Here is a 22,972-nt window from a genome sequence, read left to right as displayed (position 1 = left end):
TTTGTTTTTTTAAATGAACACTAGCAAAAAATAAAATAACAAATTGATAATAAGATATTTAAATAAAAAAAATAACCCATATATTTTTCAGAAGATAATTATTTAAGACAGGTATTTAGACACAAATCAGTTTAAAATTTTAAGCTAACATGCTACTTAGCACTGCTTCTGATGCCGCCTCACAAAAGTCGATTCCAGAGTAATCGGGGTTATAACCTCCAATATATGGCACAGCCATAATGTAGATTCTTTTGTTTACTGTACCTTTTTTATCCACCACCTGAAAGTGATCATTGATCGTAATTCCGGGCACGGTTAAAAAATAAGTTTTGTCTTTTCCTTGCGTTACTAAATCGTTATTCTTCATTTCTGATTTTCCCTTTTCGGCAGATTTAAATTGTAATCTTGCAGGACTAACCGTACCATTATTGATTAAACTTTTGAAAGGAAAATCGTTAAAAGAAAGATGTGGCTGACCAATACAATCGATAAAGGTATCGAAGTGCATATTTACTACCTTGTCATCAACTTTGTAATGATAATCTGCACCACCTGTTTTTAAGGGTTCAACCTTTGCATCATCTCCAACGGCAACAATACTTAAAACCCCTGCAGCATGAAGGGCCAGCAGTTCTCTGCACGAACTTTGGGGTACAAAGGCAATTACGATAGAAATCAGCGGCATTAGTACTTTTTGAAGCCGCTCCATATCTTCGGCAGATAAATACTTGGCAGGATAGTTCATTGCAAAACTTAACACAGCTAAAGCTTCTTTCCAATAAATAGACTTCCGCTTTTCGATAGATTTTTCAGCTTCTTCGTATTCTTTTTTGAAAAGTTCAAAAGGCTCCATGTTTTCCCTGTAATCCATCATCGCACCAACAAATTCTTCCAGGTTCATGTTTTTAATCTGCTCATAAAATGCAGGATCTTTTTCAACAAACATTTCTTTAAAATTCTTTTCAAATACAAAGTCTAAAGGCAAAAAACCTCCATTTTCTGCAATACTTTGATGAATTTCAGTTTTGCTTAAGGTTTCATCCTTTCCAAGATGCGAGTCTGCTAAATGAAACCTAATGGCAGGCAATAGTCCGCTGCGCGAGTGCATCACCATTTTAAATCCATCACTTTCTAAACGGTAGGCATAGGTTCCATCTTCATTATCCTCAAACTTTCCGTTCTGCCTGGCCAATGTTCTTAAAGCATCAATAGCGGTCAGGGATGATCCCATAATACCCACAGTATGATCTAGTTTTAATGCTATTTTTTTTGGTGGGTACGGCGAATCGAAGTAATTTGGAATACGACGTTCATATTTCTTTGGCCAATTGTGCCCGGTACAAATAATAACCTGATCAAAGTAAACTTTATCCAGGTTTTGAACACTTACCGCTACCCTATTATCCTCTGAAAAATCAATGATATCTTCCACAATGCAATTTAAATGAACATTGGTTTTGATCCCCTTTTTTACCGCGGCTTCTTTTAAAAGATTGAATTGTGCAGACAGGTATTCGCCAAAAAAAAGCCGGGGCAATACCTTATACTCATTAAATTTCTCTTCGTTGATATCAAACTTTTTTAAAATCTCTTTTGGGGCAATTTTTACCCAGTCTTCTATGGAGTTGAAGATAATCGGAATTTCATTATCCGAAACATTGGTAATATGCTCTACATTAGCACCCTCCGCACTATATGGCATCCCAGCACCTAAATAATCTTTACGTTCGAAAATGTCTATTTCAAAATTGGTAACCTCAGATTCAGTTAACCTTTTATACATGAAAAGCCCGCTTGGGCCGCCTCCTATAATTGCGATTTTCTTTTTTCCTGTTTTGGTATCCATTTATAAAGCTGTAATTTATTTGGTCAAACGAAGATTACTTGACTTAACTCATCCGTTCATATAATCCGAAAAAAACGAAATTGTTTTGTTTTTTTACCCGCTTGCCCATCTTTTTAAACGGAGAAGTACAGAATACACAGAAAACTCTACTCATTGCGTCATCCTGAACTTGTTTCAGGATCCATCTGACTAGTATTTTACCCCTTGGATGTGTTTATTTCCTTCCTAATAAAAGATCCTGAAACAAGTTCAGGATGACGATAGCGTGAATGAAAATTAACGATAGATAAGAACCAATTCTGACTAATGGTGTTAGATGATTAATGAGTGAGCTTGAATGATTATAGAAAATGACCCATAATCAATCACCAATTAGCCTACAACGACGAACGAGTTTTACGGCTGGCGTTATAAGGTCGCAGACAATTAACCGATTTAAACAATTAACCGATTACCACAAAAATGAACGATTTAAAACTATATATGATCCTATTGGGATCGAAAGCACCGAAACGAAATGTAGAACAACACGATTATTTCTTCGGTATAGCAACTTCACTTAAAGAACTTGTTCCCGAAATTAAAGCGTTTTGGCCTGAAGCAGGCACCAGTCTTCATTTGGATGGCTGGCGGGAGGTTAAACGGGTGGATGATTACGAAATCAGTATTAAACTGAGAGATGAACACACACCACTTTCGGCGCATAAGTTATTTTTCATCAACCTGGGGGGCTACCAGTCTGATAAATTGTACGAACAACATTACATTGTTTTATCGGTACATGATGAAAGAGCTAAAGCTATACAAGAGGCAAAAAAAACAGTGTTTTTTAAAACCAATTCCATCAAAGGAGCAAATTCGCATATTGATGAAAAGTATGGTATCGACGTTGATGATATCTATAAAATCGAAGATATTTTAAGTGATCAGGCCAAACAAAAATACCATATCGAAATCAAACCATCTTCAGGATTACCTGAAGATGAGATTCATTTGGGTTATTTTAAACTGGATAAACTATAAAATATCGGACAGCCTATTTTTTGGTCAGGCTTTTTAACCAGGTCACTAAATCGAATGCGGCTTTATCATTTTCAAAACCCATCTCTTTAGGCAAACGTCCGTTTACATATTCGTCGTATAACCATGGGTCGGCAATGGCAATTACATTTCCTTTACCAAATTTGGCCGAAGCAATTACCGTTGCACCAGCTGCATTTTTAAGCACTGGTTTTGCACCATTTTTAGTGTCGATAGAACAAACATCTTTCATAAAGATTTTATTGGCCGTTTTAAATACCGGATTGTTTTTGATTACAATTGCGCCATCTTCAAAATGCGCATCATCAATAACATGGTTTTGCATTTCGTTGGTAAAGTACATGCCAAATACATTGGCCAGTTGATTAAAATGTGGTAATTCTACATTGGCGCTATCATTGGCGAACATCACCAATACCCCACCCTTTTTTACCCAGGCAGAAATTACTGCAATATCTTTAGCCTCAATATAATTTGGTTTCGGGTTTTCTTTTGGTCTATCCGGGTCTACAATTAGATACACATCACTTCCCTTTAATTTAGCAAGTGTTGGTGCTGTTTCTAACGAATCTAATTTAAAACCTTGTTTTTTGAACACATCACCAAGGATAGAAAAACCACTCATGGCGTGTTCGTTCCACAGGTAATGAAAACGAATTTCTTTACCTTCTTTATCTTTACGGGTTTCGCGGTTAAAGAAATAATCTAACGTAACGGTTTGAGCACTCGCCAGAATCGATGAGCAGATTAACATAGAAAAGACACAAAACCTAAAAAGCATTTTCATAAAACATATATGGTTAAAATTGTAAATTGAGCGGTATCCCAAAAGTATAAAATTTAACTATAATTGAATGCCACATCGTTATCATACAAGATTATTTTACCACCACTTATTTCAAACGCTTTTTGTATAAGGAAATGAAAAAGAAACAAACGATCATAAAAGTGGCCGTAAACTGACCTATACTTTCCAAATCCAAATCGAACATATTGTTGATTTTAGCGTTTAACTTAACCGTATCTGCTCTCCATTGGCCACTATAGCTGTTGCACTGCTTGCCATAAAACCCTGTGGAATTTTTGGTTCTATCCAGGTCGATTTTGGAGGAAGAAAATTTCCCTTTTCAGCCGCTGAGATAAACTCATCCACAGTCATTGGATATAGTGAAAAGCCAATCGTAACCATTGATGTTTCGAGTTCAGCCAAAAACTGATCCCATTTACAATCAGGAAAACAGTTCAACCGATCATCTTCCTTCGGTTTCACAACACCAAGAACAGGTGCAAGGATCAGATCCTGAAGAATTGCCGTATCAGGCTTTTGCGATAATTCGGTCAGATCAGTATTAAGGTCTAGTTGATACCATTCACCCCTAAAATAAAGCCCCATCCTGTTTTTTCGGTCAGGTTTGTAAGGTTTATTGTTTGGGATCTTAGAAACATAATAATATTGTTTGAGCTTATCCATCAATGTGCTATGGGAAATATCAATCCCACGGATCAATCGATGAAAGGCCTCTATTGAAATTGATTGGGCGGAAACAAATAAACTACTGATCTGTTGTGGAACCATTTTCTGCAAAGCATAAGCAGCCTCCAACCGCTGGTGACCATCGGCCAGGTAAACCTGGCTCATTTTTGCAAATTCAGCACAAAATTTACCAATCAGTTTGTCATCAGTTACCTGATAGAGGAAATGGCCCAGCTGCGACCATTCGCTCTCTACTGGTTGTTGCTGACCAACTACAAAATCAATCAGTGTAGATAGCTCTTCATCTTCCTGATAAACCAATAATATGGGCGATTTTTCTATTTTCCCCCTTCCTTTATCCGCTTTAAGGGAGGCTACTTTAGATGACACCGTTTCTTCATGCCGTTTGATGTTATCCGTTAGTGTATCAGTGAGATCGGTTTTTGCCCAAATACCCCGCATGGCTTTGCCCTCCCCGCGGAATTCGTAAATATAGATAGAAGGACGGTTTTCTAAAGCACATCCAAAAAGGTTGATCAAATCTTCAAATGAAAGCTGTTCGTTTTTATGCACCTTACCATTTACCTGATCGGAAATCATCAGATCAAAGATATCTTTACCTGGCTGTAATGCCTTTAAAGGGGATATTTTTATCATTATTCAACAGATTATTCGAGTTCAAGCACTGTTTTATCAATGTATATTTTTTCAAAATCAATCATGGCACCTACCAATATTTCAACACTGGATAATGGAAGTGCATTATAAAGTGAGGCACGAAATCCGCCAACTGTTCGATAGCCTCTAATACCTACAATTCCTTTATCAGCAGCAAATGTTAAAAAAGCATGTTCCACTTCTTTATTAATAGCCAGAAAGGTAACATTCATCCGCGAACGGCTCGTAACGTTCGCAGTACCATAAAAAAGTGGATTCCGATCGATCTCCTTATACAACAGTTTAGCCTTTTCGATGTTTTGTTTCTCTATACCATTTACACCGCCCTGATCTTTCAGCCATAAAAGATTGAGCATGGCCACATAAATCGAAAAAACAGGAGGTGTATTGTACATGCTCATATTGTCGCGGAATAAGCGATAATCCATCATCGAAGGAATTTCTTTTTTGGCTTGATCAAGGAACGAATTTTTAGCGATGACCAGTGTCATCCCTGCCGGACCCATATTTTTTTGAGCACCGGCATAAATCAGGTCGAAATCGTTAATGTTAATTTTTCTGGAAAAGATATCAGACGACATATCGCATACCAATGGTACACCATGGCCGGCAAAATCAAATATCTCCGTTCCTTCTATCGTATTGTTAGAAGTGCAGTGCAGATAAGCAGATTGTGCATCCACATTAAACTGACCTGGAATATAAGCGTAATCTTTATCTTTCGAAGTGGCTACGATTTCCACCTCACCGAATAATTTTGCTTCTTTAATCGCTTTCTGTGCAAAATAACCGGTATCGAGATATGATGCTTTTTTCGTTCCGTTTAAAAAATTCATTGGCACCATTGCAAATTGTATGCTGGCACCACCCTGTAAAAAGAGTACCGAATAGTGATCAGGAACCGACAATAACTCACGGACCAGAAGCTGCGTTTTAAGTACCACGTCTTCAAATTCTGGCGAGCGATGGGAAACCTCTAAAATAGACAAACCCATTCCATCCCAATTGATAACAGCCTGGGCTGCTTTTTCCATAACAGATGACGGCAAGATGCAGGGACCGGCACCGAAGTTGTGTTTTTTATGCATGAGAAAATAATATTCGGTTAAATTTATTATGCTGTAAAGATCAGCAGTTAAGTAAATTATAAAGCAACAAGCTTTTTTTTTGGTAAAAATTATTTTTTACAAAGCACTCAACGTCCTAAAAATTTGGTTAAGCGGATCAGAAAAACACGCTCACAGAATATAATTCGTATTGATAAAATAAAATTTCACTATTATTGTAATAAATACACTAAGTAAGGATTTAAAAAACAACAATAAATTAACCTAATTATATCTTATTTTAACTATTTTTAGTCTTTACAAAAGCAATACAAAAAGAAACAATTATACACTAAGTATTTACATGCAACCTCAAAAAGTTGATCAGACAGATATCGAAATCCTGAATCTTTTACAGCGTGATGGATTATTAACCTATAAAGAAGTTTCGGGAAAGCTTAAAAAAAGCATGACCCACATTGTAGAACGTATAAAAAAGCTGAGAACCAATGGCTATATTAAATCGACTGTAGCCATAGTAGATATTGATAAGCTAAGATCACATTTTATTGCTTTTCCACACATCCAGCTTACCATTCATTCAGAAGATATTGTGCGGGCATTTAAGGCCGAAATGGAAAAATATCCCGAAGTGATGGAATGTTACCACTTGACCGGTCATTTCGATTTTATGCTAAAAGTGGCCATGCCCGATATGGTTTCTTACAACAATTTCCTGAGGGACAATATTGGCGCACTAAGTTATGTTGGAAATATCCAGAGTTTTTTGGTACTGAATCAATCTAAGGCCGAAACGGCTTATGCACTCTAGGTGCATTGGTTCATTAGCCATTCGTTCATTAGTCATTAGCCGTGGCGGCAGATGTTACCATCTGCTGCTTTTCAGATTTACACAATTGAATGATCTAAACCTGTCAGATGGTAACATCCGACAGCACGAAAGAATCCGAAAACTAAGATACCCTCAGCTGACTTAGGTGGTAAAATAAATGCGTACAGCTTTTAGCAGTGGCGGCAAATGTTACCATCTGCTGCTTTTCAGATTTACTCAATTGGATGATCCAAACCTGTCAGATGGTAACATCCGACAGCACGAAAGAATCCAAAAAACTAAGATACCCTCAGGTAACTTAGGTGGTAAAATAAATGCGTACAGCTTTTAGCCGTGACGGCAGATGTTACCATCTGCTGCTTTTCAGATTTACTCAATTGAATAATCTAAACCTGTCAGATGGTAACATCCGACAGCACGAAAAAATCAAAAAACTAAGATAACCTCAGGTGACTTAGGTGGTAAAATAAATGCGTACAGCTTTTAGCAGTGGCGGCAGATGTTACCATCTGCTGCTTTTCAGATTTACTCAATTGAATGATCTAAACCTGTCAGATGGTAACATCCAACAACACGAAAGAATCCAAAAACTAAGATGCCCTCAGCTGACTTAGGTGGTAAAATAAATGCGTACAGCTTGTAGCCGTGGCGGCAGATGTTACCATCTGCTGCATTTCAGATGTACACAATTGAATGACCTAAACCTGTCAGATGGTAACATCTGACAGCACGAAAAAAACTAACTATTTATGCCCATAGCATACAAAATAATATTTACGCCAAACTTGGTATTGTCTTCAGCTAAAAAACGTTTGTTCCTGAAATCATAATCCCACTCGCAGCCATAATCTTTATTGCTGTATAATACCCCTATCCTATTGTTAACAGTAATGGCCTTCAGGTAATCGTGTACCAAATCATCGCCCCAGCCATTTAACTCGAAAGATGTGGTAGGCGGCCCTTTCTCAAACTTGAAAAAAGAGTTGTAAATGCCATGGTTGTTGGGGATTTTTTTTAAAGCCTGCGGGCCGAACAGATTAGTCATCTGTGTTTCGAAAGAGCGGGCAAACAAACCATCGATATCGTGATTGCAGTCATCTACAAAAACGAATCCACCGTTATGCACGTAGGTTTTAAAATTTACGGCTTCCTGCTGACTAAACTGCACCAGCTTATGTCCGCTTAAATAACAAAAAGGGTATTTAAATATATCTCGACTGCTCAGTTCTACAATCTTTTCCTCTTCGTCTAAAGGAATCGTTGTATACTCTAGAAGTGAGTTTAAGAGATTAGAAGGCATACGCTGATCGGTATCCCAGTCGCCCGAATTATATTTTAACCTCGCAAATGTAAATTTAGCTCTTTGCACAGCCTAAAATACCTTCATTTTTTATTAATCAGGTTTTTTACCTCAATTATCTTGTAAATTTTTTGATATTCTTTCCACAGGGCTAAAAACTATCTATCAATATGCCCTATATTGAAGCACAATATCGTTATACTAAAAAATCAGCCGTTTTGGAGCGTTCAGAAAGCAACCTAAAAATATTGATCGACAAGATCTCCCAGTTAAAAAGCGAAATACAGAAGGTAATTGTTGGTCAGGATGTGATCATCGAAGAAATGTTGATTGCTTTAATGGCCGGCGGTCACTGTTTACTGGAAGGTGTACCTGGTTTAGCGAAAACTTTAATGGTGAGGACAATGTCGCAAGCTTTAGATCTTTCTTTTAGAAGAATCCAGTTTACCCCCGATTTAATGCCAACCGATATTGTAGGTACCGAAATACTCGAAGAAGACCACGCAACGGGAAAACGTTTTTTTAAGTTCAACAAAGGTCCTTTATTTGCCAATATCATTTTGGCAGATGAGGTGAACAGAACCCCACCAAAAACGCAATCGGCATTATTAGAAGCCATGCAAGAATTTGAGGTAACCTATGGCGGCCAAACTTACCCTTTAGACCGCCCGTTTTTTATTCTGGCTACACAAAACCCTATTGAACAGGCCGGAACCTATCCCCTGCCCGAAGCACAGTTAGACCGTTTTTTGTTATATATTAAAATCGGTTACCCTACCGCAGCTGAAGAAACCCAGATATTAAGCAGTACAACAGGCAGTAAAAAAGTGGTAGTCAATCCCATCATTGGTGCTGAAGAAATTAAACAATTACAGGCTATTACCCGCGAAGTAAGCATCAGCGATGATTTAATTACTTATGTAAGCGAAATGATCCGTGCAACCCGTCCTGATACCACAACAGTAAACTTCGTAAAAGAATGGGTACGTTGGGGCGCAGGTCCAAGAGCTGGTCAGGCCTTGATTTTAACTGCAAAAGCAAGGGCTTTATTTAAAGGCAGGTATGCAGTAATTATGGAAGATCTGCAAGCCATGGCTTATCCCGTATTGCGCCACAGGGTATTGATGAACTTCAAAGCGGAAGCTGAAAATGTTTCATCCGATAAAGTGACGGATGAATTGATCAAAGCCATTTCGAAACCAAAAGCGAATATTTAATGAGTAGACTACTCGATCCGAAAGTATTGATGGCCATTAAAGACCTTTCGTTATCGGCTAAAATGACGATTGATGGTTTTATGAATGGCATAAATAAAAGTACCGTAAAAGGACCGGGATTGGAGTTTAGTCAGTATAGGAGTTATCAGCCTGGAGATGACCTGCGCTCGCTCGATTGGAAAATGTTTGCCCGGTCTGACCGTTATTACATCCGCGAATCGGAAGTAGAAACCAATATTGCCGTACGTTTACTAATTGATGCCAGTGCCTCGATGAACCACAACGATGGCGATTTTACCAAAATAGATTACGCAAAATATCTTGGCGCATCATTAGCTTATCTGGCCAATTTACAGGGCGACGCCATTGGCTTATATGTGCTGAAAAATTCGGGGATCTTTTCTATGACGCCCAAACAGGATTACCAGCATCTGGCGAGGTTGTTTTACCAGTTGGAGCAGATTAATCCCGATGGAAAATTCACCAAAGCCATTCATTATAAAGAGTTGTTTGCAGGTGCCCAAAAACGCGAACTGCTCATTTTTATTACCGATCTTTATCAAATAGATGATGAAATTATCAAACTGTTGGATACTTTGAATACGCTTCGGCACGAGATCGTTGTTTTTCATGTGTTATCCAGAAACGAACTCGACCTGGATTTTAAAGGTTACAGCACTTTTGAGGATCTGGAAACTGGTGAAACCGTTCAGATCGATCAGGCAAAAGCCAGGGCAGATTATACAAGAAAGCTAAGAGCTTATTTAGAAGAAACCAGGATACAGATGCTGGACAGAAGAATTTTCTATCGGACCATTTGTACCGACGAAGCTTTAGATGAGGCCTTAAGAGATTTTTTAAAACAGAGAAGTAAACTTAGAATTTAAACTGTGCAATTTTTATATCCCATAGGTTTGCTGGCGCTTGCAGGTTTAATGATCCCGCTTGTTATACACCTGTGGAATATAAAACAGGGCAAAACCATCAAAATTGGCAGCATTGCATTGCTCGGCGAAAGCTCCAGAGCAAGTTCAAAAAGCTTTAAAATTAACGATTGGCTTTTATTGATTTTACGTTGTTTACTTTTAGTGCTTATCGTTTTCCTTTTATCACAGCCTTACTTCAAAAAAACAGCATCAAGCAGCCACAAAGCTGGGTGGGTCTTGGTTGACAAAACAATATTTCCATCCGTATTTAAAACGCACCGAAAAACAATAGATTCCCTGCTTAAAAAAGGCTACGAAATCCACAATTTTAATGTGGGTTTTACCCAATTAACATTAAAAGATACTGCTAGCAACGAGACAAAACAGATCAATACGTTAAGTTATACGGCTTTGCTTGATGCGGCCAATCAACTTGTCCCTTCAGCAACATCGGTTTATCTTTTTGCCGATCACCGTTTAAACCGTTTTGGCAACGAGCTGCCTGCTGTTCATTATAAACTCAACTGGATTCCAATCAACCAAGCCGATACCTTGAGCAGTTGGATCACCACCTATGCCGGCAAGAAATACGAGGCGAAATCAAATCCATCCCATACAACATACCAGGCATTAAATTCTGCAGACGAAGCACCGATAAACATCGCCATACAAGAAGCTCCTGGAACTACAGACAGTAGATATTTAATTGCTGCTTTAAAATCAATCAGCAGTTTCACCGGGCGGAAAATCATCATTAATCCACAAGTTGGAAAAGCGGACATTGCTTTCTGGTTGTCGGATGAGGCTGTTCCTGCAAACTTTAAATCTTCCATCGCATCAAAGGGAACCTTGTTTCAATATGAAAAAGGGAAGTTAATTGCCACAGCTTCATTTATGGATATTGATGGCAGGCATGTTAAATTGAGCAAAAGAATAGCCTCCCCTAATCAAGCTGAAAAAATATGGACGGATGCTTTTGGAAATGCAATTTTGACTAACGAAAAAACCAATGATTTAAATAGTTACCATTTTTACAGTCGCTTTAACCCACAATGGAACGAATTGGTTTGGGATGGCCTGTTTGTGAAAGCGCTGATGCCAATTGTAATTCGGGAGAAAAACCCATACGATTTTGGCTTTGAAGACCATCAGGCTGATCAACGTACCTTTTCCGCAAAACAGCAAGAAATTACCGAAATCAATACAGTTGGAGCAACTACCATAACCATTCAAAATGAATCACTTGCCCCTTTATTTTGGATAGCCGCTTTATTGATTTTTACCACCGAACGCATTTTATCATTCAGAAAAAAAACAGACTATGTTAAAAACTGAAGGGCAAAAGTGGATCCGTAATTTAAGGATAAAGTGGGTTGGCCTTTATCTCATCAGCACAGTTGCTATCGCTTTGGCCATCGCCCTGGTTTTATCGGTTTGTGGTGTATACCTGCTACATCTTTCACCATGGCTTTTTACAATTTTTTTTTCAGTTATACTGGCCATTTTGCTTTTTAGTAAACCCGTTTGGAAAACTTCTGACCGTGATGTTTCCCGTTTTGTAAACAACCAATACCCCGAACTGGAAGAAAGTGCAGATCTGTTGCTTCAAAACGAAACGGAATTATCTATGCTGCAACAATTGCAACGCCATAAGATAGAAAACATCATCTCCAACCTACCGCAGCCTGATGCGCCTGTAAAGAAATTAGTTTTTAGCTTAGTTATACTGGTTGTGGCTTTGATCATCAGTTTTGGCATGACCAAAATCACTCCGGTTAAAAATATAGATACGGTTGCTCAGGAAACCAAAACATCCGTTCCGGTAATTAAAGAAAATATTCCGGTAGAAATTTCCGTTTTCAGTGCCACCATCATTCCGCCAGCTTATACAGGAAAGCTAGAACGTAAACAAAAACAGTTTAGCCTTACTGCTGAAACCGGTGCGCAAATCAACTGGAAAATAGAAACGAACATCGGTATCAAAAAGTTGAAACTGATTTTTAACGACAATGAAATTGTTTTGTTAAAACCGCTCAACACTGCGCATACGCTATGGACTTACAGCAAAAGCATCAACAAATCTGGCTTCTACCAATTGGATCTGGATGGCAAAAAATCAGATCTTTACCAGATCGAAGTCATTCCTGATTTACCGGTTACGATTAAAATTACGCAACCCAAACCGCATACCACCATTGATATTGGCCAACCGCAAAAGTTCACGCTCAATGTTTCACTTACCGATGATTATGGGATCAACGATGCCTTTATATCGGCAACAATGGCCAGTGGCAAAGGCGAAGGGGTAAGTTTTACCGAGAAAAAACTCTCCTTCAATACCAGCTTTGGCAACAAGAAAAACCTAACGCTAAGTAAATTGATCGATTTAAAAAGCCTTGGCATGAAACCGGGCGACGAACTTTACTTTTTTATTAAAGCGATGGATAATCATGGTCAATCGAGCCGCTCTGATGTCTATTTTGTATCGATTGTGGATACTACAGAATTAATGAGTTTAGCGGGTATGACCAACGGCGTTAACCTGGTTCCAGAATATTTTAGAAGTGAAAGGCAGATCATCATTGATACCGAGAAGTTATTAAAAGAACAATCCTCGTTGCCTGCACAAACCTTCAAAACCAGAAGCAATGATCTAGGGATCGATCAAAAGTTACTGAGATTACGTTACGGACAGTTTTTGGGAGAAGAAAATGAAACTGAGATCGGTGGCGATCATGACGACCACGATGAGCATGCCACACATCAGGCTGAAGGAGAGAAATTCGGTGATGTTACGGCTATTATGGATAAATATGCCCATAAACATGATATTGCAGAAGATGCCACTTTTTTCGAACCCGAAATGAAAGCACAGCTAAAAGCCGTTTTAACCGAAATGTGGAACGCGGAACTGCGTTTAAGAACCTATAAACCTCAGGAAGCTTTGCCCTACGAATATAAAGCGCTAAGACTACTGAAAGATCTGCAACAGAAATCGCGGGCCTATGTGGCTAAAACCACCGTAAAAACGGCAGCACTAAAACCCGAAAAACGTTTAAGCGGTGAACTAGACAAGATTACACAGCCTGTGCAAAAAATGACATTTGAGCAAAAAGAAAAAAGGACTGCCTCTTTAAAAACAGCACTTGCGTTATTGGAAAGCAAAAAAACGGGTAAACAGTTCGGTGAGCAAGATCGCTTCTTACTCGGCGAAACCGAAAAATATATGATCGGAGCCGCCGCTGATCATCCTTCTACCTATTTAAATGCACTCAGCAGTTTACGAAAGTTAAGTACAGGAAATAAAATAATGGTAAAAGACATCGATCTGGTGCAACAGGCGATACAAAAGATGATCAGTGTGGAACCGGCTAAACCACAAACACAAAGTACCGGTACAGCTTCGGCTTTGTACCAGACCTATTTTAATAACCTAAATAAAGCCGGTAGATAGATATGGAATTTAAATACATCGCTATACTATCTGGATTATTATTACTGTCCTTTTTGCTCTATAAGGAAATAAGCAGGGCAAATCAAGCGAGACTAATCTGGCGGATTTTAGCGAGTATCATTGCTGTTGGCTGTTTCGTGTTGTTGATTGTCCCGATCAAATACCAAACACATCTACAACAAAATGCTGATGAACTGATTTTACTCACAGCAGGCACAAACCCTGATTCGGTCGCAAAACTAAAAGGAGAAAAATATGCGCTTCCATCGGTAGATGTAAAAAACATAAAGGCGAAAACCCTTCCTGATCTCTCCTATTTTTTAAAATCGAATCCCAACATCCAGAAACTGAATATTTACGGCTATGGCTTAAATACAGATGAACTAAAAACCCTAACAGGATACCAAATCGTTTTCCATCCTGCAACAAATCCTGACGGAATTATTTCTGCCAACTGGCCAGGCAAATTAAAAACCAGCGAAGCACTTCAGGTTCAGGGAACTTACCAAAACTCCAGCAGTAATTCGGTTAAACTCTTGCTCAAGGGTTTAGGGCGGGTGGTCGATTCTATTGTTGTTGATGCCAAATCGAATAAATCCTTTTCATTTAAAACCAGCCCAAAACAAACAGGAAAAGCTGTTTACGAGCTAATTGCCATGCAGCAGAACGATACGCTTACTAAAGAACCTGTTCCGGTAAAAGTGGGCGATCAGGCACCAATGAAAGTATTAATCCTGGCTTCTTTCCCTGATTTCGAATATAAATTTTTAAAAAACTGGTTGTTCGAAAACCAATATCCACTGGCTTTCAGAAGCCAGATTAGTAAAAACAAATATGCTTTCGATTTCCTGAACACGGATAGTATAAACCTCAATCAGATCAATACTGCAGCCTTAAAAAAAATCGATATACTGATGATTGATGAAGAAGAATTAGCAGCCATCAGCCCGGGTGAAAGGGCATCAATAGATGCTGCAGTTAAAAGTGGGATGGGTTTGCTGATCAGGGTTGCAAATGTAAAAGCCACAACCACACTCAGTGCGAAGTTTGGTCGTTATGAATTTCCTGTATTAAAAGGAAAATCACTCAATGTAATGCTTGCAGAAGATCATTTTAAATTTAATACATTGCCTTTTGAGCAGGCTTTGTTTTTAAAAATTAATCAGAATGATCTGCCTCTTGTTACTGATGCCTCAGGTAAAAGCCTGGTGAACAGCAGCATCAATGGTTATGGCAAAATTTTAATCTCCACTATTTCATCTACCTATAACTGGCTCCTCTCGGGACAAAAAACCGATTACACTGCTTACTGGTCTAAACTTTTGGCCAATGCGGCCCGAAAAAAGAATGATATCCAATCGGTTAACATGCTTCCTAAATTTCCTGTTGTTAACCAAAAAGTGAGAATTATTGCTGATTTAGCAGCATCGGGCAAGGTACCAAACTTAAAAGTAGAAGGTATTCAACTGAGTCCGCGGCAAAACATGGAGCTTCCTTTTCAATGGGATGTTTCCTACTGGCCTGAAAAAACCGGCTGGATAGATTTACAGGTAAACCAAAACATCGAACCAGTATTTATTTACAAAAAAACAGATTGGCAAACACTCAAAAATCAGCAAAAGCTAAATGAAACACAGCAGTTTATCAAAACGCTAGCCATTGCTAAAAATAATACACAATTAAAAGATGTGGTTATACAAGAGCAAATATCAATCTGGTGGTTCTTTGCTGGATTTGTACTAACAACTGCCTTTTTGTGGTACGAATCACGGATTTTGGCCGTATAAAGAAGTCAAGTTTTAAAAACTTGACTTCTTGGGAGTCAGTGCATTTTACTATGAAACCTTCCTGCAGTGTGCAGCGACAGATCATGTGTACTTTGAATGCTCCCTGCAGCCTGCTGCTTGGAATCATTATAAATAGCAAGATGTTTCCGCTAACGCTCGTTTACAAAAAGCGTTGAATAACTTATCGTTTCCAACGATAAAATCGTAAAGCTATTTATGCACTCGTTTGAAAACGAGCGCAAGCACTAAAAAGATCCTTAAAACCCGCTAAGGATGATAAATGAAGGATATTCCGTGCTTTTCTGTGCGCCCCCACCTGAAAAGTCGGGCAGACGTGGCAAAACATCTGCGCAGGCAAGGCAAAAAATTCAAAATCTGTGTTTATCTGTGTCTATCCGTGGTTAAAATCACCCTTTCTCAAAAAACTTTCTCATTTCTCACATTGAAACTAAAATGTTATACGGGATTTTGCCCTTTAACCTCAAAATTGGCTATCTTGAGATCGTAAACCTACTAAACTAAACCAATTGAAAAGAAAAGATTTCCTCTACTTATCCGGAATGGGTATGGGTGCCTTGCTCCTGCCCGACCTCGCTGCATTCGGAACTCCCATTGATCCTTTACAGGCCTTAGATGGAGTGGATGTAAAAATTAAAAAAGAACTTGCCGATGTTGCCTTAAATGCAGCAAAATCGAAAGGCGCAACCTATGCCGATATCCGTATCGGACGTTACTTAAACCAATTTGTAGCTACCCGCGAAAAACGTGTGCAAGGTGTGGCCAATACCGAATCGTATGGTGTGGGTATCCGCGTGCTGGCAAATGGATGCTGGGGTTTTGCCGCAACAAATAACGTAACCAAAGATGCCATTGCAAAAGCCGCAGAACAAGCTGTAGCCGTTGCAAAAGCAAACGCTAAAATACAGGGAGAACCTGTTCAGCTCGCCACTCAAAAAGGATATGGCGAGGTAAGCTGGAAAACCCCTATCGAAATTAATGCCTTCGAAGTTCCGGTAAAAGAAAAAGTAGACCTGCTTTTGAATGTGAACGATGTGGCCATGCAAAACGGAGCCAACTTTGTAAACTCTGTTATTTTTGCGGTTAATGAGCAGAAATATTTCGCTTCTACCGATGGTTCTTATATCGATCAGGATGTTCACCGCATTTACCCAACCTTTAATGTAACCAAAGTCGACCGCGAATCGGGCAAATTTAAAACCCGCAATTCACTGAGTTCACCAATGGGTAAAGGTTACGAATACATGCATGCACGTCCGGAAGATAAAGTTACAGGTATTGTAACCCGCTATAAAGGACGTTACGATATGCTCGAAGATGTTAAAGAAGCTGCCCGCGTGGCCACCGAAAAAGTAAAGGCAAAATCCGTTGAACCAGGTAAATACGATCTGGTATTAGACCCCTCTCACCTTTGGTTAACCATTCACGAATCTGTTGGTCACCCGACAGAGTTAGACCGCGTTTTAGGTTACGAAGCCAATTATGCCGGAACCAGTTTTCTTACTTTAGATAAATGGGAATCGAAAAAATTCAAATTCGGCAGCGATAAAGTGAATATTCTGGCGGATAAAACCCAGGTAGGCTCATTGGGTGCTGTTGGTTATGACGATGAAGGCGTAAAATGCAAAAACTGGGACCTGATTAAAGACGGGGTATTGGTCAGTTATCAGGCCATCCGCGATCAGGCGCACATTATCGGTTTAACAGAGTCAAATGGCTGCTGTTATTCGCAGGGCTGGGATGATGTCCAGTTTCAGCGTATGCCAAATGTTTCCTTACAACCGGGCAAAGAAAAATTAAGTGTGGATGATATGATCAAAAATGTTGATAAAGGCATTTACATCATCGGCGACGGCAGTTTTTCTATCGATCAGCAACGTTACAACTTCCAGTTCGGCGGACAGATTTTCTATGAAATTAAGGAAGGTAAAATTGTGGGCATGCTGAACGATGTGGCTTATCAGGCCAATACACAGGAGTTTTGGAATTCATGCAATTCGATCTGCGACGAAAGCGACTACCGTTTAGGTGGTTCGTTTAACGATGGAAAAGGGCAACCTTCTCAAAGCAGTGCGGTTTCGCATGGCAGTTCTACCACACGGTTCAATGGAGTTAATGTTATCAATACAGCAAGAAAAATATAATTATGGCCATATTAAGTAAAGAAGAAGCCCAGGCGATATTAAAAAAAGTAATCGGTTTTTCGAAAGCCGATTTCTGTGAAGTAGGTTTAAATGGTTCCGACGGCGGGAACATCCGTTATGCACGTAATGCTGTTTCTACCGCCGGGCAGATCAGTACCATGAGTTTGGGCGTTAGCTCAACCTTTGGCAAAAAAACCGGTTCAGCAACGATAAATGAATTTGATGATGCCTCTTTGCAAAAAGTGGTAAAAAGAGCAGAAGAACTGGCCATGCTGGCTCCTGAAAATCCAGAGTTCATGCCACTTTTAGGCGCGCAGACCTTTGCAGAATCGAATACTTTCAACGCTAAAACTGCCGCCATGACGCCCGACACCAGAGCTGAAATGGTAGGAAAAAGTTTAAGTGTATCAAAAGCGGCTGGTTTAGATGCAGCAGGTTTTTTAGAAAACTCGACCCGTTTTAATGCGATCATGAACTCTAAAGGTTTGTTCGCCTACAATAAGGGAACAGATGTATCTTTTTCGGTAACGGTTAGAAATAAACAAGGTACTGGTTCTGGATATGTTGAGCAAAGCTTTAATGATCTCGACAAGATGGATACCCTTGCTTTAAGCAAAATTGCCTCAAGTAAAGCCAATGGTTCTGCTGGTGCAAAAGCCATTGAGCCTGGTAAGTATACCGTTATTTTAGAACCGCTTGCAGCCAGCGATATTTTAAGCAATATGTTTAGGGGCTTCGATGCCAGAAGTGCAGATGAAGGCAGAAGTTTTATGAGCAAAAAAGGTGGCGGTACGCGTTTGGGAGAACAATTGTTCTCTGAAAATGTAAACATCTATTCCGATCCGATGAACACCGAAATTCCATCTGCAACCTGGAACGGTGATGGTTTGCCGGTTAAACGGACACAATGGGTAGAAAAAGGGATTGTTAAAAACCTTTCTTATTCGAGGTATTGGGCGGCACAAAAAAATGTTCAGCCGATACCATTTAGCCGTAGCGTGATCATCGAAGGCGGAACACAATCGCTGGAAGATTTAATCAAAAGCACCGAAAAAGGCATATTGGTTACCCGTTTCTGGTATATCCGTTCGGTAGATCCGCAAACGTTATTACTAACTGGATTAACGCGCGACGGTACTTTTTACATTGAAAATGGCGAGATAAAATTCCCGATCAAAAATTTCAGGTTTAACGAGAGCCCGGTAATTATGCTCAACAATGTGGAAGCTTTAGGTAAACCGGTGAGAACAGGAAGTGGATTGATTCCGCCAATGAAAATCCGCGATTTTACGTTTACTTCATTATCGGATGCGATTTAAGTAACACGTTTTCACGTAATGTCACCCTGAGCGGAGTCGAAGGGCTTTATTCAAATCATTAATCCGTCATTGCGATCTTATTTATCTACTTGCTTAAGTCACACTGAGGGATAATTTATTGCATAAAAATCAATATGATTGACGTATAAATTATTTTTTTGCCCTGCTGCTCCGTCTTGCCTCGGCTCGCCGCCGCCGAAGGGCTCTTTCTTTTTGGCATCAAAAAGAAACAAAAAATGCCGGCTGAAAATTTTTCTTTGGAAGCCAGTAGAGTGGCTTGGTCAGTGGGTCCCAATCCCGATAGCTATCGGGATGTTAGGCCGGGTCTTAGTTGAACGTGGATGAGGTGCTTTGGCCTAGCTGGGAGGAAACACAAATTACTTTAAGTTGCTTATTAAAAAATAATTACAATATAACGTCAATGGTAACGGAGCCGAAGGGGCAGCCGAGAATTTAAAATTACAAAATTGAGAAGAAGAGATTTCCTATACATGACAGGTGTTGGCCTTGGTGCCAGCATGATACCCAATATGCCTGCCTTTGGCAAAATAATTTCTGTTGAAGAATCTTTAACACCTGTTGATGTCGCCTTAAAGAAAAAAATGGCCGATGTTGCACTCAATGCGGCAAAAAGCAAGGGAGCAACCTATGCTGATGTACGCATAGGTAGGTATTTAAACCAGGTTGTGGCTACGAGAGAGACAAGAGTAGAAAACATTTCTAATTCAGAATCTTACGGTTTAGGCGTACGTGTTATCGCCAATGGTAGCTGGGGTTTTGCCGCAACCAACAATATGGATGATGCCAGCATTGCCAAAGCTGCAGAAGCGGCCGTAGCCATTGCGAAAGGAAATTCCAAACTGATGGAAGAGCCTGTTCAATTGGCGGCACAAAAAGGATTTGGCGATGTCAGCTGGAAAACACCGATAGAGATCAATGCTTTCGAAGTACCCATTGCCGATAAAGTTGACCTTCTTTTAAAGGTAAATAGCGAAGCGATGAAAGGCGGTGCAAAGTACATCAGCTCCAATCTTTTCATGATCAATGAGCAGAAATATTTCGCTTCAACAGATGGATCTTATATCGATCAGGATATCCACAGGATTTGGCCAACTTTTACCCTAACCAAAACCGATGCTGCCAGTGGCAAGTTCGAAACCAGAAATGCCTTAAGTGCACCTATGGGTATGGGCTTCGAATACCTTAAACCAAAAGACGAAGAAAAAATTAAAGGTGGCCCGGTTACGATGTACAAAAAGCGCTACGACATTTTGGAAGATGTGCGTGAAGCCGCAGTACATGTAGACGAGAAGCTAAAAGCCAAACCGATCGCCCCTGGTAAATACGACCTCGTTTTAGATCCCTCTCACCTATTTTTGACCATTCACGAATCTGTTGGTCACCCGACAGAGTTAGACCGTGTATTAGGTTATGAGGCCAATTATGCCGGAACCAGTTTTTTAACGCTGGATAAGTGGGAAAGCAAAAAATTCAACTTTGGTAGTAAAGAGGTGAACATTATTGCCGACAAACTGGAAACAGGCTCTTTAGGAGCCGTTGGTTATGATGATGAAGGTGTCAAATGTGGAAAATGGGACATTATTAAAGATGGAATTTTAGTGAACTACCAAACCATCCGTGATCAGGCGCACATTTTAGGTTTAGCAGCATCGCAGGGTTGTTGTTATGCCGACAGCTGGGACAGTATCCAGTTTCAAAGGATGCCAAATGTTTCGTTAGCACCAGGAAATGTTGCTTTAAGCGCGGCTGATATGGTTAAAAATGTGGAAAAAGGCATTTATATGTTCGGCCGTAATTCTTATTCTATCGATCAACAACGTTATAATTTTCAGTTCAGCGCACAGCTGGCCTATGAAATTAAAGAAGGCAAAATTGTAGGCATGTTTAAAGATGCGGCTTATCAGGCGAATACACAAGAATTCTGGAACTCTTGCGTGCAACGTTGCGACCAAAACGATTATAGATTGGGTGGAACATTTTCGGATGGGAAAGGCCAGCCTGGGCAGGCAAGCGCTGTTTCGCATGGGAGTGCCACCACCCGTTTTAATGGCGTTAATGTAATTAATACCGGAAGGAAGTTGGGTTAGTTTTCTCAAAAAATTCGTCATTGCGAGAAGGCACGACGAAGCCTGCCTGCTGCAGGCAGGCAATCTTAAAACGATCGCTATCGTCCCGATTTGTCACAAAGTGATTTCTTTGGAACAGCGAGGACCATGTTCAGGTAATTAAAATTGCTGGTACAAGTTACCGGCAATTTTATTATACGATAATTTCAACAAAAACAGGGCGTAATCCACATCTTCAACATACCGAACATAAAAGCTTATCCATCCTGATTTCTCAAATACATGATGTTGTTCTACCCTTCCATCAAGCATCAATTCTGCTTTAATTTTTTGTGTAAAAAGAATATCCAATAGTCCGTTGCTGTGAATATGCGCAAATTCTAACTGTTTGTAATTAAATTGCGAGCCACCAAACCTATGTAGACTAACAGAAGTATCTTCCCATTTTAAAACTTCGTTTTCTATTTCATCTATCTGATCTAGCCGCTCTGGTTTAGTAAGCAGCATCCACATTTTTATTAAGCTATCAAATATCAGAGCGAACAAGGGTATAGATTTGAAAAAACTCAAGCGCCTGGCTACAAATGAAAACATATTTAATTCTTTTCGCTAAGTACTTTAATATGATCCATTACGCGCAAGTGAACATTTCTGGTAATACTTTCCGCCCATAAATCGTAATACCAAATCGGAAACACTTTTAAACTATACCAGCTATTCCCAACGAGTGTGGTGGTTCCATCGCCATTATCCTTTAATAAAAACTGTCCCCTTTCAATATCAATATGCCCCATAATTTCAGGATCCTGGGGTTGCCCGATAATATCAAATGTTAAATCCTTATTGACATCAAAAATTACAATCTTTTCATCAAATACATATCCGTTACTAAAAATACATTTTCTTCCCGCTCCTTTTTTATAGGCAGTAACCGTAGTCTGCATGGGGCTTGGCATTCCTGCTTTAAAAAGCCAGTAGCTATTTGCCTGTTTGATCTTTTCAAAAGCAACTACATTTTTCCAAATTTTTTCCGGTCTGGCTTTAATGATTACCTCATCACTTACCATATTTCTATAGTGGTGTTCAGAAATGGAATCAGCTATAAAGACCACAAGCAAAAGTGAAACAACACTTACATTTAAGGTTTGATTACGCTTCCTAAACATTGCTTTACCAAAAAATGCCCCTGTAATTACAAAAGCAAAAATGAGAGGAGAAACAATAATTAAACAAATTGTTCCCTCTTTTAAGAAAATGTAACTCAAAAGAATGGCAAGAAAGCCATTTAGGATCGAATACCAGATCAATGCCCTGCTTTTCAGATTAAGGTCTCTCCAAAACCAGGCACTAATTACACCCATTAAAAGTGGTAAGATTACAAATTCTGAAAAAACCAAAATACCATCCTTCTCACTATGGAGCAGATTATTTAACCAGATGATCAATAAGGTAACCACATTTGAGATAATGATTCCCAGCAGCAATCTTGATTGGAGAAACGTTTTCATATTATACTGTTGTTTGACCAAAAGTATAATATATTTCTTTCGCTTTTCACAATTTGATCGTCATGCTGTCCCGAATCTTCGGGATCAACATCTTTCCTGCAAAGTAGACCCTGAAATAAATCCGATAGCTATCGGATGAGGGTGACGTCTCAAAAAAAAACAACAAAGTGGGATTCCATCCAAATATCGTCCCCGTTTGTAACGGGGATGTATGAGAATGGCGATTATATCGCTATAAGTACTTCATCCTGCATTACAAATGCAGATCTCATTG

At 39.4% G+C, this 22,972-nt stretch carries 17 protein-coding genes; 10 read left to right on the top strand and 7 right to left on the bottom strand.

The window, feature by feature from the left end:
- Window positions 1-139: 139 nt before the first annotated feature.
- On the bottom strand, window positions 140-1,846 hold the full coding sequence (locus R2S57_RS07895) for an FAD/NAD(P)-binding protein (protein ID WP_316844502.1): 1,707 nt from the start codon (window positions 1,844-1,846) through the stop codon (window positions 140-142).
- A gap of 462 nt (window positions 1,847-2,308) precedes the next feature.
- Here R2S57_RS07895 and R2S57_RS07890 point away from each other — a divergent pair, with 462 nt between their 5' ends.
- Window positions 2,309-2,869, top strand: a complete 561-nt coding sequence (locus R2S57_RS07890; RefSeq protein WP_316844501.1) for a DUF1543 domain-containing protein — start codon at window positions 2,309-2,311, stop codon at window positions 2,867-2,869.
- Window positions 2,870-2,882: 13 nt separating this feature from the next.
- Here the strand turns inward: R2S57_RS07890 and R2S57_RS07885 are convergent, their stop codons facing one another.
- The 3 genes from R2S57_RS07885 to serC form a co-directional block, all read right to left on the bottom strand.
- Window positions 2,883-3,674 carry a DUF4350 domain-containing protein gene (locus tag R2S57_RS07885; protein WP_316844500.1) on the bottom strand — a complete coding sequence of 264 codons (792 nt, stop codon included), beginning with the start codon at window positions 3,672-3,674 and terminating at the stop codon, window positions 2,883-2,885.
- Between the two features lie 222 nt (window positions 3,675-3,896).
- Complete coding sequence (locus R2S57_RS07880) at window positions 3,897-5,018, bottom strand: DUF1015 family protein (RefSeq protein ID WP_316844499.1); 1,122 nt, start codon at window positions 5,016-5,018, stop codon at window positions 3,897-3,899.
- A gap of 11 nt (window positions 5,019-5,029) precedes the next feature.
- Complete coding sequence (gene serC, locus R2S57_RS07875) at window positions 5,030-6,127, bottom strand: 3-phosphoserine/phosphohydroxythreonine transaminase (RefSeq protein ID WP_316844498.1); 1,098 nt, start codon at window positions 6,125-6,127, stop codon at window positions 5,030-5,032.
- A gap of 322 nt (window positions 6,128-6,449) precedes the next feature.
- Between serC and R2S57_RS07870 the strand changes: the two genes are divergently transcribed.
- Complete coding sequence (locus R2S57_RS07870; RefSeq protein WP_316844497.1) at window positions 6,450-6,917, top strand: Lrp/AsnC family transcriptional regulator; 468 nt, start codon at window positions 6,450-6,452, stop codon at window positions 6,915-6,917.
- Window positions 6,918-7,677: 760 nt separating this feature from the next.
- Here the strand turns inward: R2S57_RS07870 and R2S57_RS07865 are convergent.
- Window positions 7,678-8,307 carry a DUF4159 domain-containing protein gene (locus R2S57_RS07865; protein WP_316844496.1) on the bottom strand — a complete coding sequence of 210 codons (630 nt, stop codon included), beginning with the start codon at window positions 8,305-8,307 and terminating at the stop codon, window positions 7,678-7,680.
- Window positions 8,308-8,408: 101 nt separating this feature from the next.
- Between R2S57_RS07865 and R2S57_RS07860 the strand changes: the two genes are divergently transcribed.
- The 8 genes from R2S57_RS07860 (at window position 8,409) to R2S57_RS07825 (ending at window position 21,211) form a co-directional block, all read left to right on the top strand.
- Window positions 8,409-9,455 carry a MoxR family ATPase gene (locus R2S57_RS07860; protein WP_316844495.1) on the top strand — a complete coding sequence of 349 codons (1,047 nt, stop codon included), beginning with the start codon at window positions 8,409-8,411 and terminating at the stop codon, window positions 9,453-9,455.
- Window positions 9,455-10,342: a DUF58 domain-containing protein gene (locus R2S57_RS07855; protein WP_316844494.1), complete on the top strand. Its 888-nt coding sequence runs from the start codon at window positions 9,455-9,457 to the stop codon at window positions 10,340-10,342. The genes R2S57_RS07860 and R2S57_RS07855 overlap by 1 nt, the downstream gene beginning before the upstream one ends.
- 3 nt (window positions 10,343-10,345) lie before the next feature.
- Window positions 10,346-11,716: a BatA domain-containing protein gene (locus R2S57_RS07850; RefSeq protein WP_316844493.1), complete on the top strand. Its 1,371-nt coding sequence runs from the start codon at window positions 10,346-10,348 to the stop codon at window positions 11,714-11,716.
- On the top strand, window positions 11,703-13,835 hold the full coding sequence (locus R2S57_RS07845; RefSeq protein WP_316844492.1) for a DUF4175 family protein: 2,133 nt from the start codon (window positions 11,703-11,705) through the stop codon (window positions 13,833-13,835). The genes R2S57_RS07850 and R2S57_RS07845 overlap by 14 nt, the downstream gene beginning before the upstream one ends.
- 2 nt (window positions 13,836-13,837) lie before the next feature.
- A complete protein-coding gene (locus R2S57_RS07840) occupies window positions 13,838-15,622 on the top strand; it encodes a hypothetical protein (protein WP_316844491.1) in 1,785 nt (594 codons plus the stop codon).
- Window positions 15,623-16,149: 527 nt separating this feature from the next.
- A complete protein-coding gene (locus R2S57_RS07835) occupies window positions 16,150-17,784 on the top strand; it encodes a TldD/PmbA family protein (RefSeq protein WP_316844490.1) in 1,635 nt (544 codons plus the stop codon).
- A gap of 2 nt (window positions 17,785-17,786) precedes the next feature.
- Window positions 17,787-19,103 carry a TldD/PmbA family protein gene (locus tag R2S57_RS07830; protein WP_316844489.1) on the top strand — a complete coding sequence of 439 codons (1,317 nt, stop codon included), beginning with the start codon at window positions 17,787-17,789 and terminating at the stop codon, window positions 19,101-19,103.
- 467 nt (window positions 19,104-19,570) lie between these two features.
- On the top strand, window positions 19,571-21,211 hold the full coding sequence (locus R2S57_RS07825) for a TldD/PmbA family protein (RefSeq protein WP_316844488.1): 1,641 nt from the start codon (window positions 19,571-19,573) through the stop codon (window positions 21,209-21,211).
- A gap of 138 nt (window positions 21,212-21,349) precedes the next feature.
- On the opposite strand, the gene R2S57_RS07820 is transcribed toward R2S57_RS07825, so the two are convergent.
- Entirely contained in the window at window positions 21,350-21,697 is a 348-nt protein-coding gene (locus R2S57_RS07820) for a luciferase family protein (protein WP_316844487.1), read from the bottom strand.
- Between the two features lie 89 nt (window positions 21,698-21,786).
- Window positions 21,787-22,698 (bottom strand): hypothetical protein, encoded by a 912-nt coding sequence (locus tag R2S57_RS07815; RefSeq protein WP_316844486.1) that lies wholly within the window; start codon window positions 22,696-22,698, stop codon window positions 21,787-21,789.
- Window positions 22,699-22,972 lie beyond the last annotated feature (274 nt).

The sequence above is a fragment of the Pedobacter psychrodurus genome, assembly GCF_032678585.1.
Taxonomy (GTDB): domain Bacteria; phylum Bacteroidota; class Bacteroidia; order Sphingobacteriales; family Sphingobacteriaceae; genus Pedobacter; species Pedobacter psychrodurus_A.
This window is presented reverse-complemented; position numbering and strand designations above follow the sequence as displayed.

Coding starts and splice junctions, on each gene's coding strand:
- R2S57_RS07895 (WP_316844502.1), bottom strand. CDS start 1,846: ATGGATACCAAAACAGGAAAAAAGAAAATCGCAATTATAGGAGGCGGC.
- R2S57_RS07890 (WP_316844501.1), top strand. CDS start 2,309: ATGAACGATTTAAAACTATATATGATCCTATTGGGATCGAAAGCACCG.
- R2S57_RS07885 (WP_316844500.1), bottom strand. CDS start 3,674: ATGAAAATGCTTTTTAGGTTTTGTGTCTTTTCTATGTTAATCTGCTCA.
- R2S57_RS07880 (WP_316844499.1), bottom strand. CDS start 5,018: ATGATAAAAATATCCCCTTTAAAGGCATTACAGCCAGGTAAAGATATC.
- serC (WP_316844498.1), bottom strand. CDS start 6,127: ATGCATAAAAAACACAACTTCGGTGCCGGTCCCTGCATCTTGCCGTCA.
- R2S57_RS07870 (WP_316844497.1), top strand. CDS start 6,450: ATGCAACCTCAAAAAGTTGATCAGACAGATATCGAAATCCTGAATCTT.
- R2S57_RS07860 (WP_316844495.1), top strand. CDS start 8,409: ATGCCCTATATTGAAGCACAATATCGTTATACTAAAAAATCAGCCGTT.
- R2S57_RS07855 (WP_316844494.1), top strand. CDS start 9,455: ATGAGTAGACTACTCGATCCGAAAGTATTGATGGCCATTAAAGACCTT.
- R2S57_RS07845 (WP_316844492.1), top strand. CDS start 11,703: ATGTTAAAAACTGAAGGGCAAAAGTGGATCCGTAATTTAAGGATAAAG.
- R2S57_RS07840 (WP_316844491.1), top strand. CDS start 13,838: ATGGAATTTAAATACATCGCTATACTATCTGGATTATTATTACTGTCC.
- R2S57_RS07830 (WP_316844489.1), top strand. CDS start 17,787: ATGGCCATATTAAGTAAAGAAGAAGCCCAGGCGATATTAAAAAAAGTA.
- R2S57_RS07820 (WP_316844487.1), bottom strand. CDS start 21,697: ATGCTGCTTACTAAACCAGAGCGGCTAGATCAGATAGATGAAATAGAA.
- R2S57_RS07815 (WP_316844486.1), bottom strand. CDS start 22,698: ATGAAAACGTTTCTCCAATCAAGATTGCTGCTGGGAATCATTATCTCA.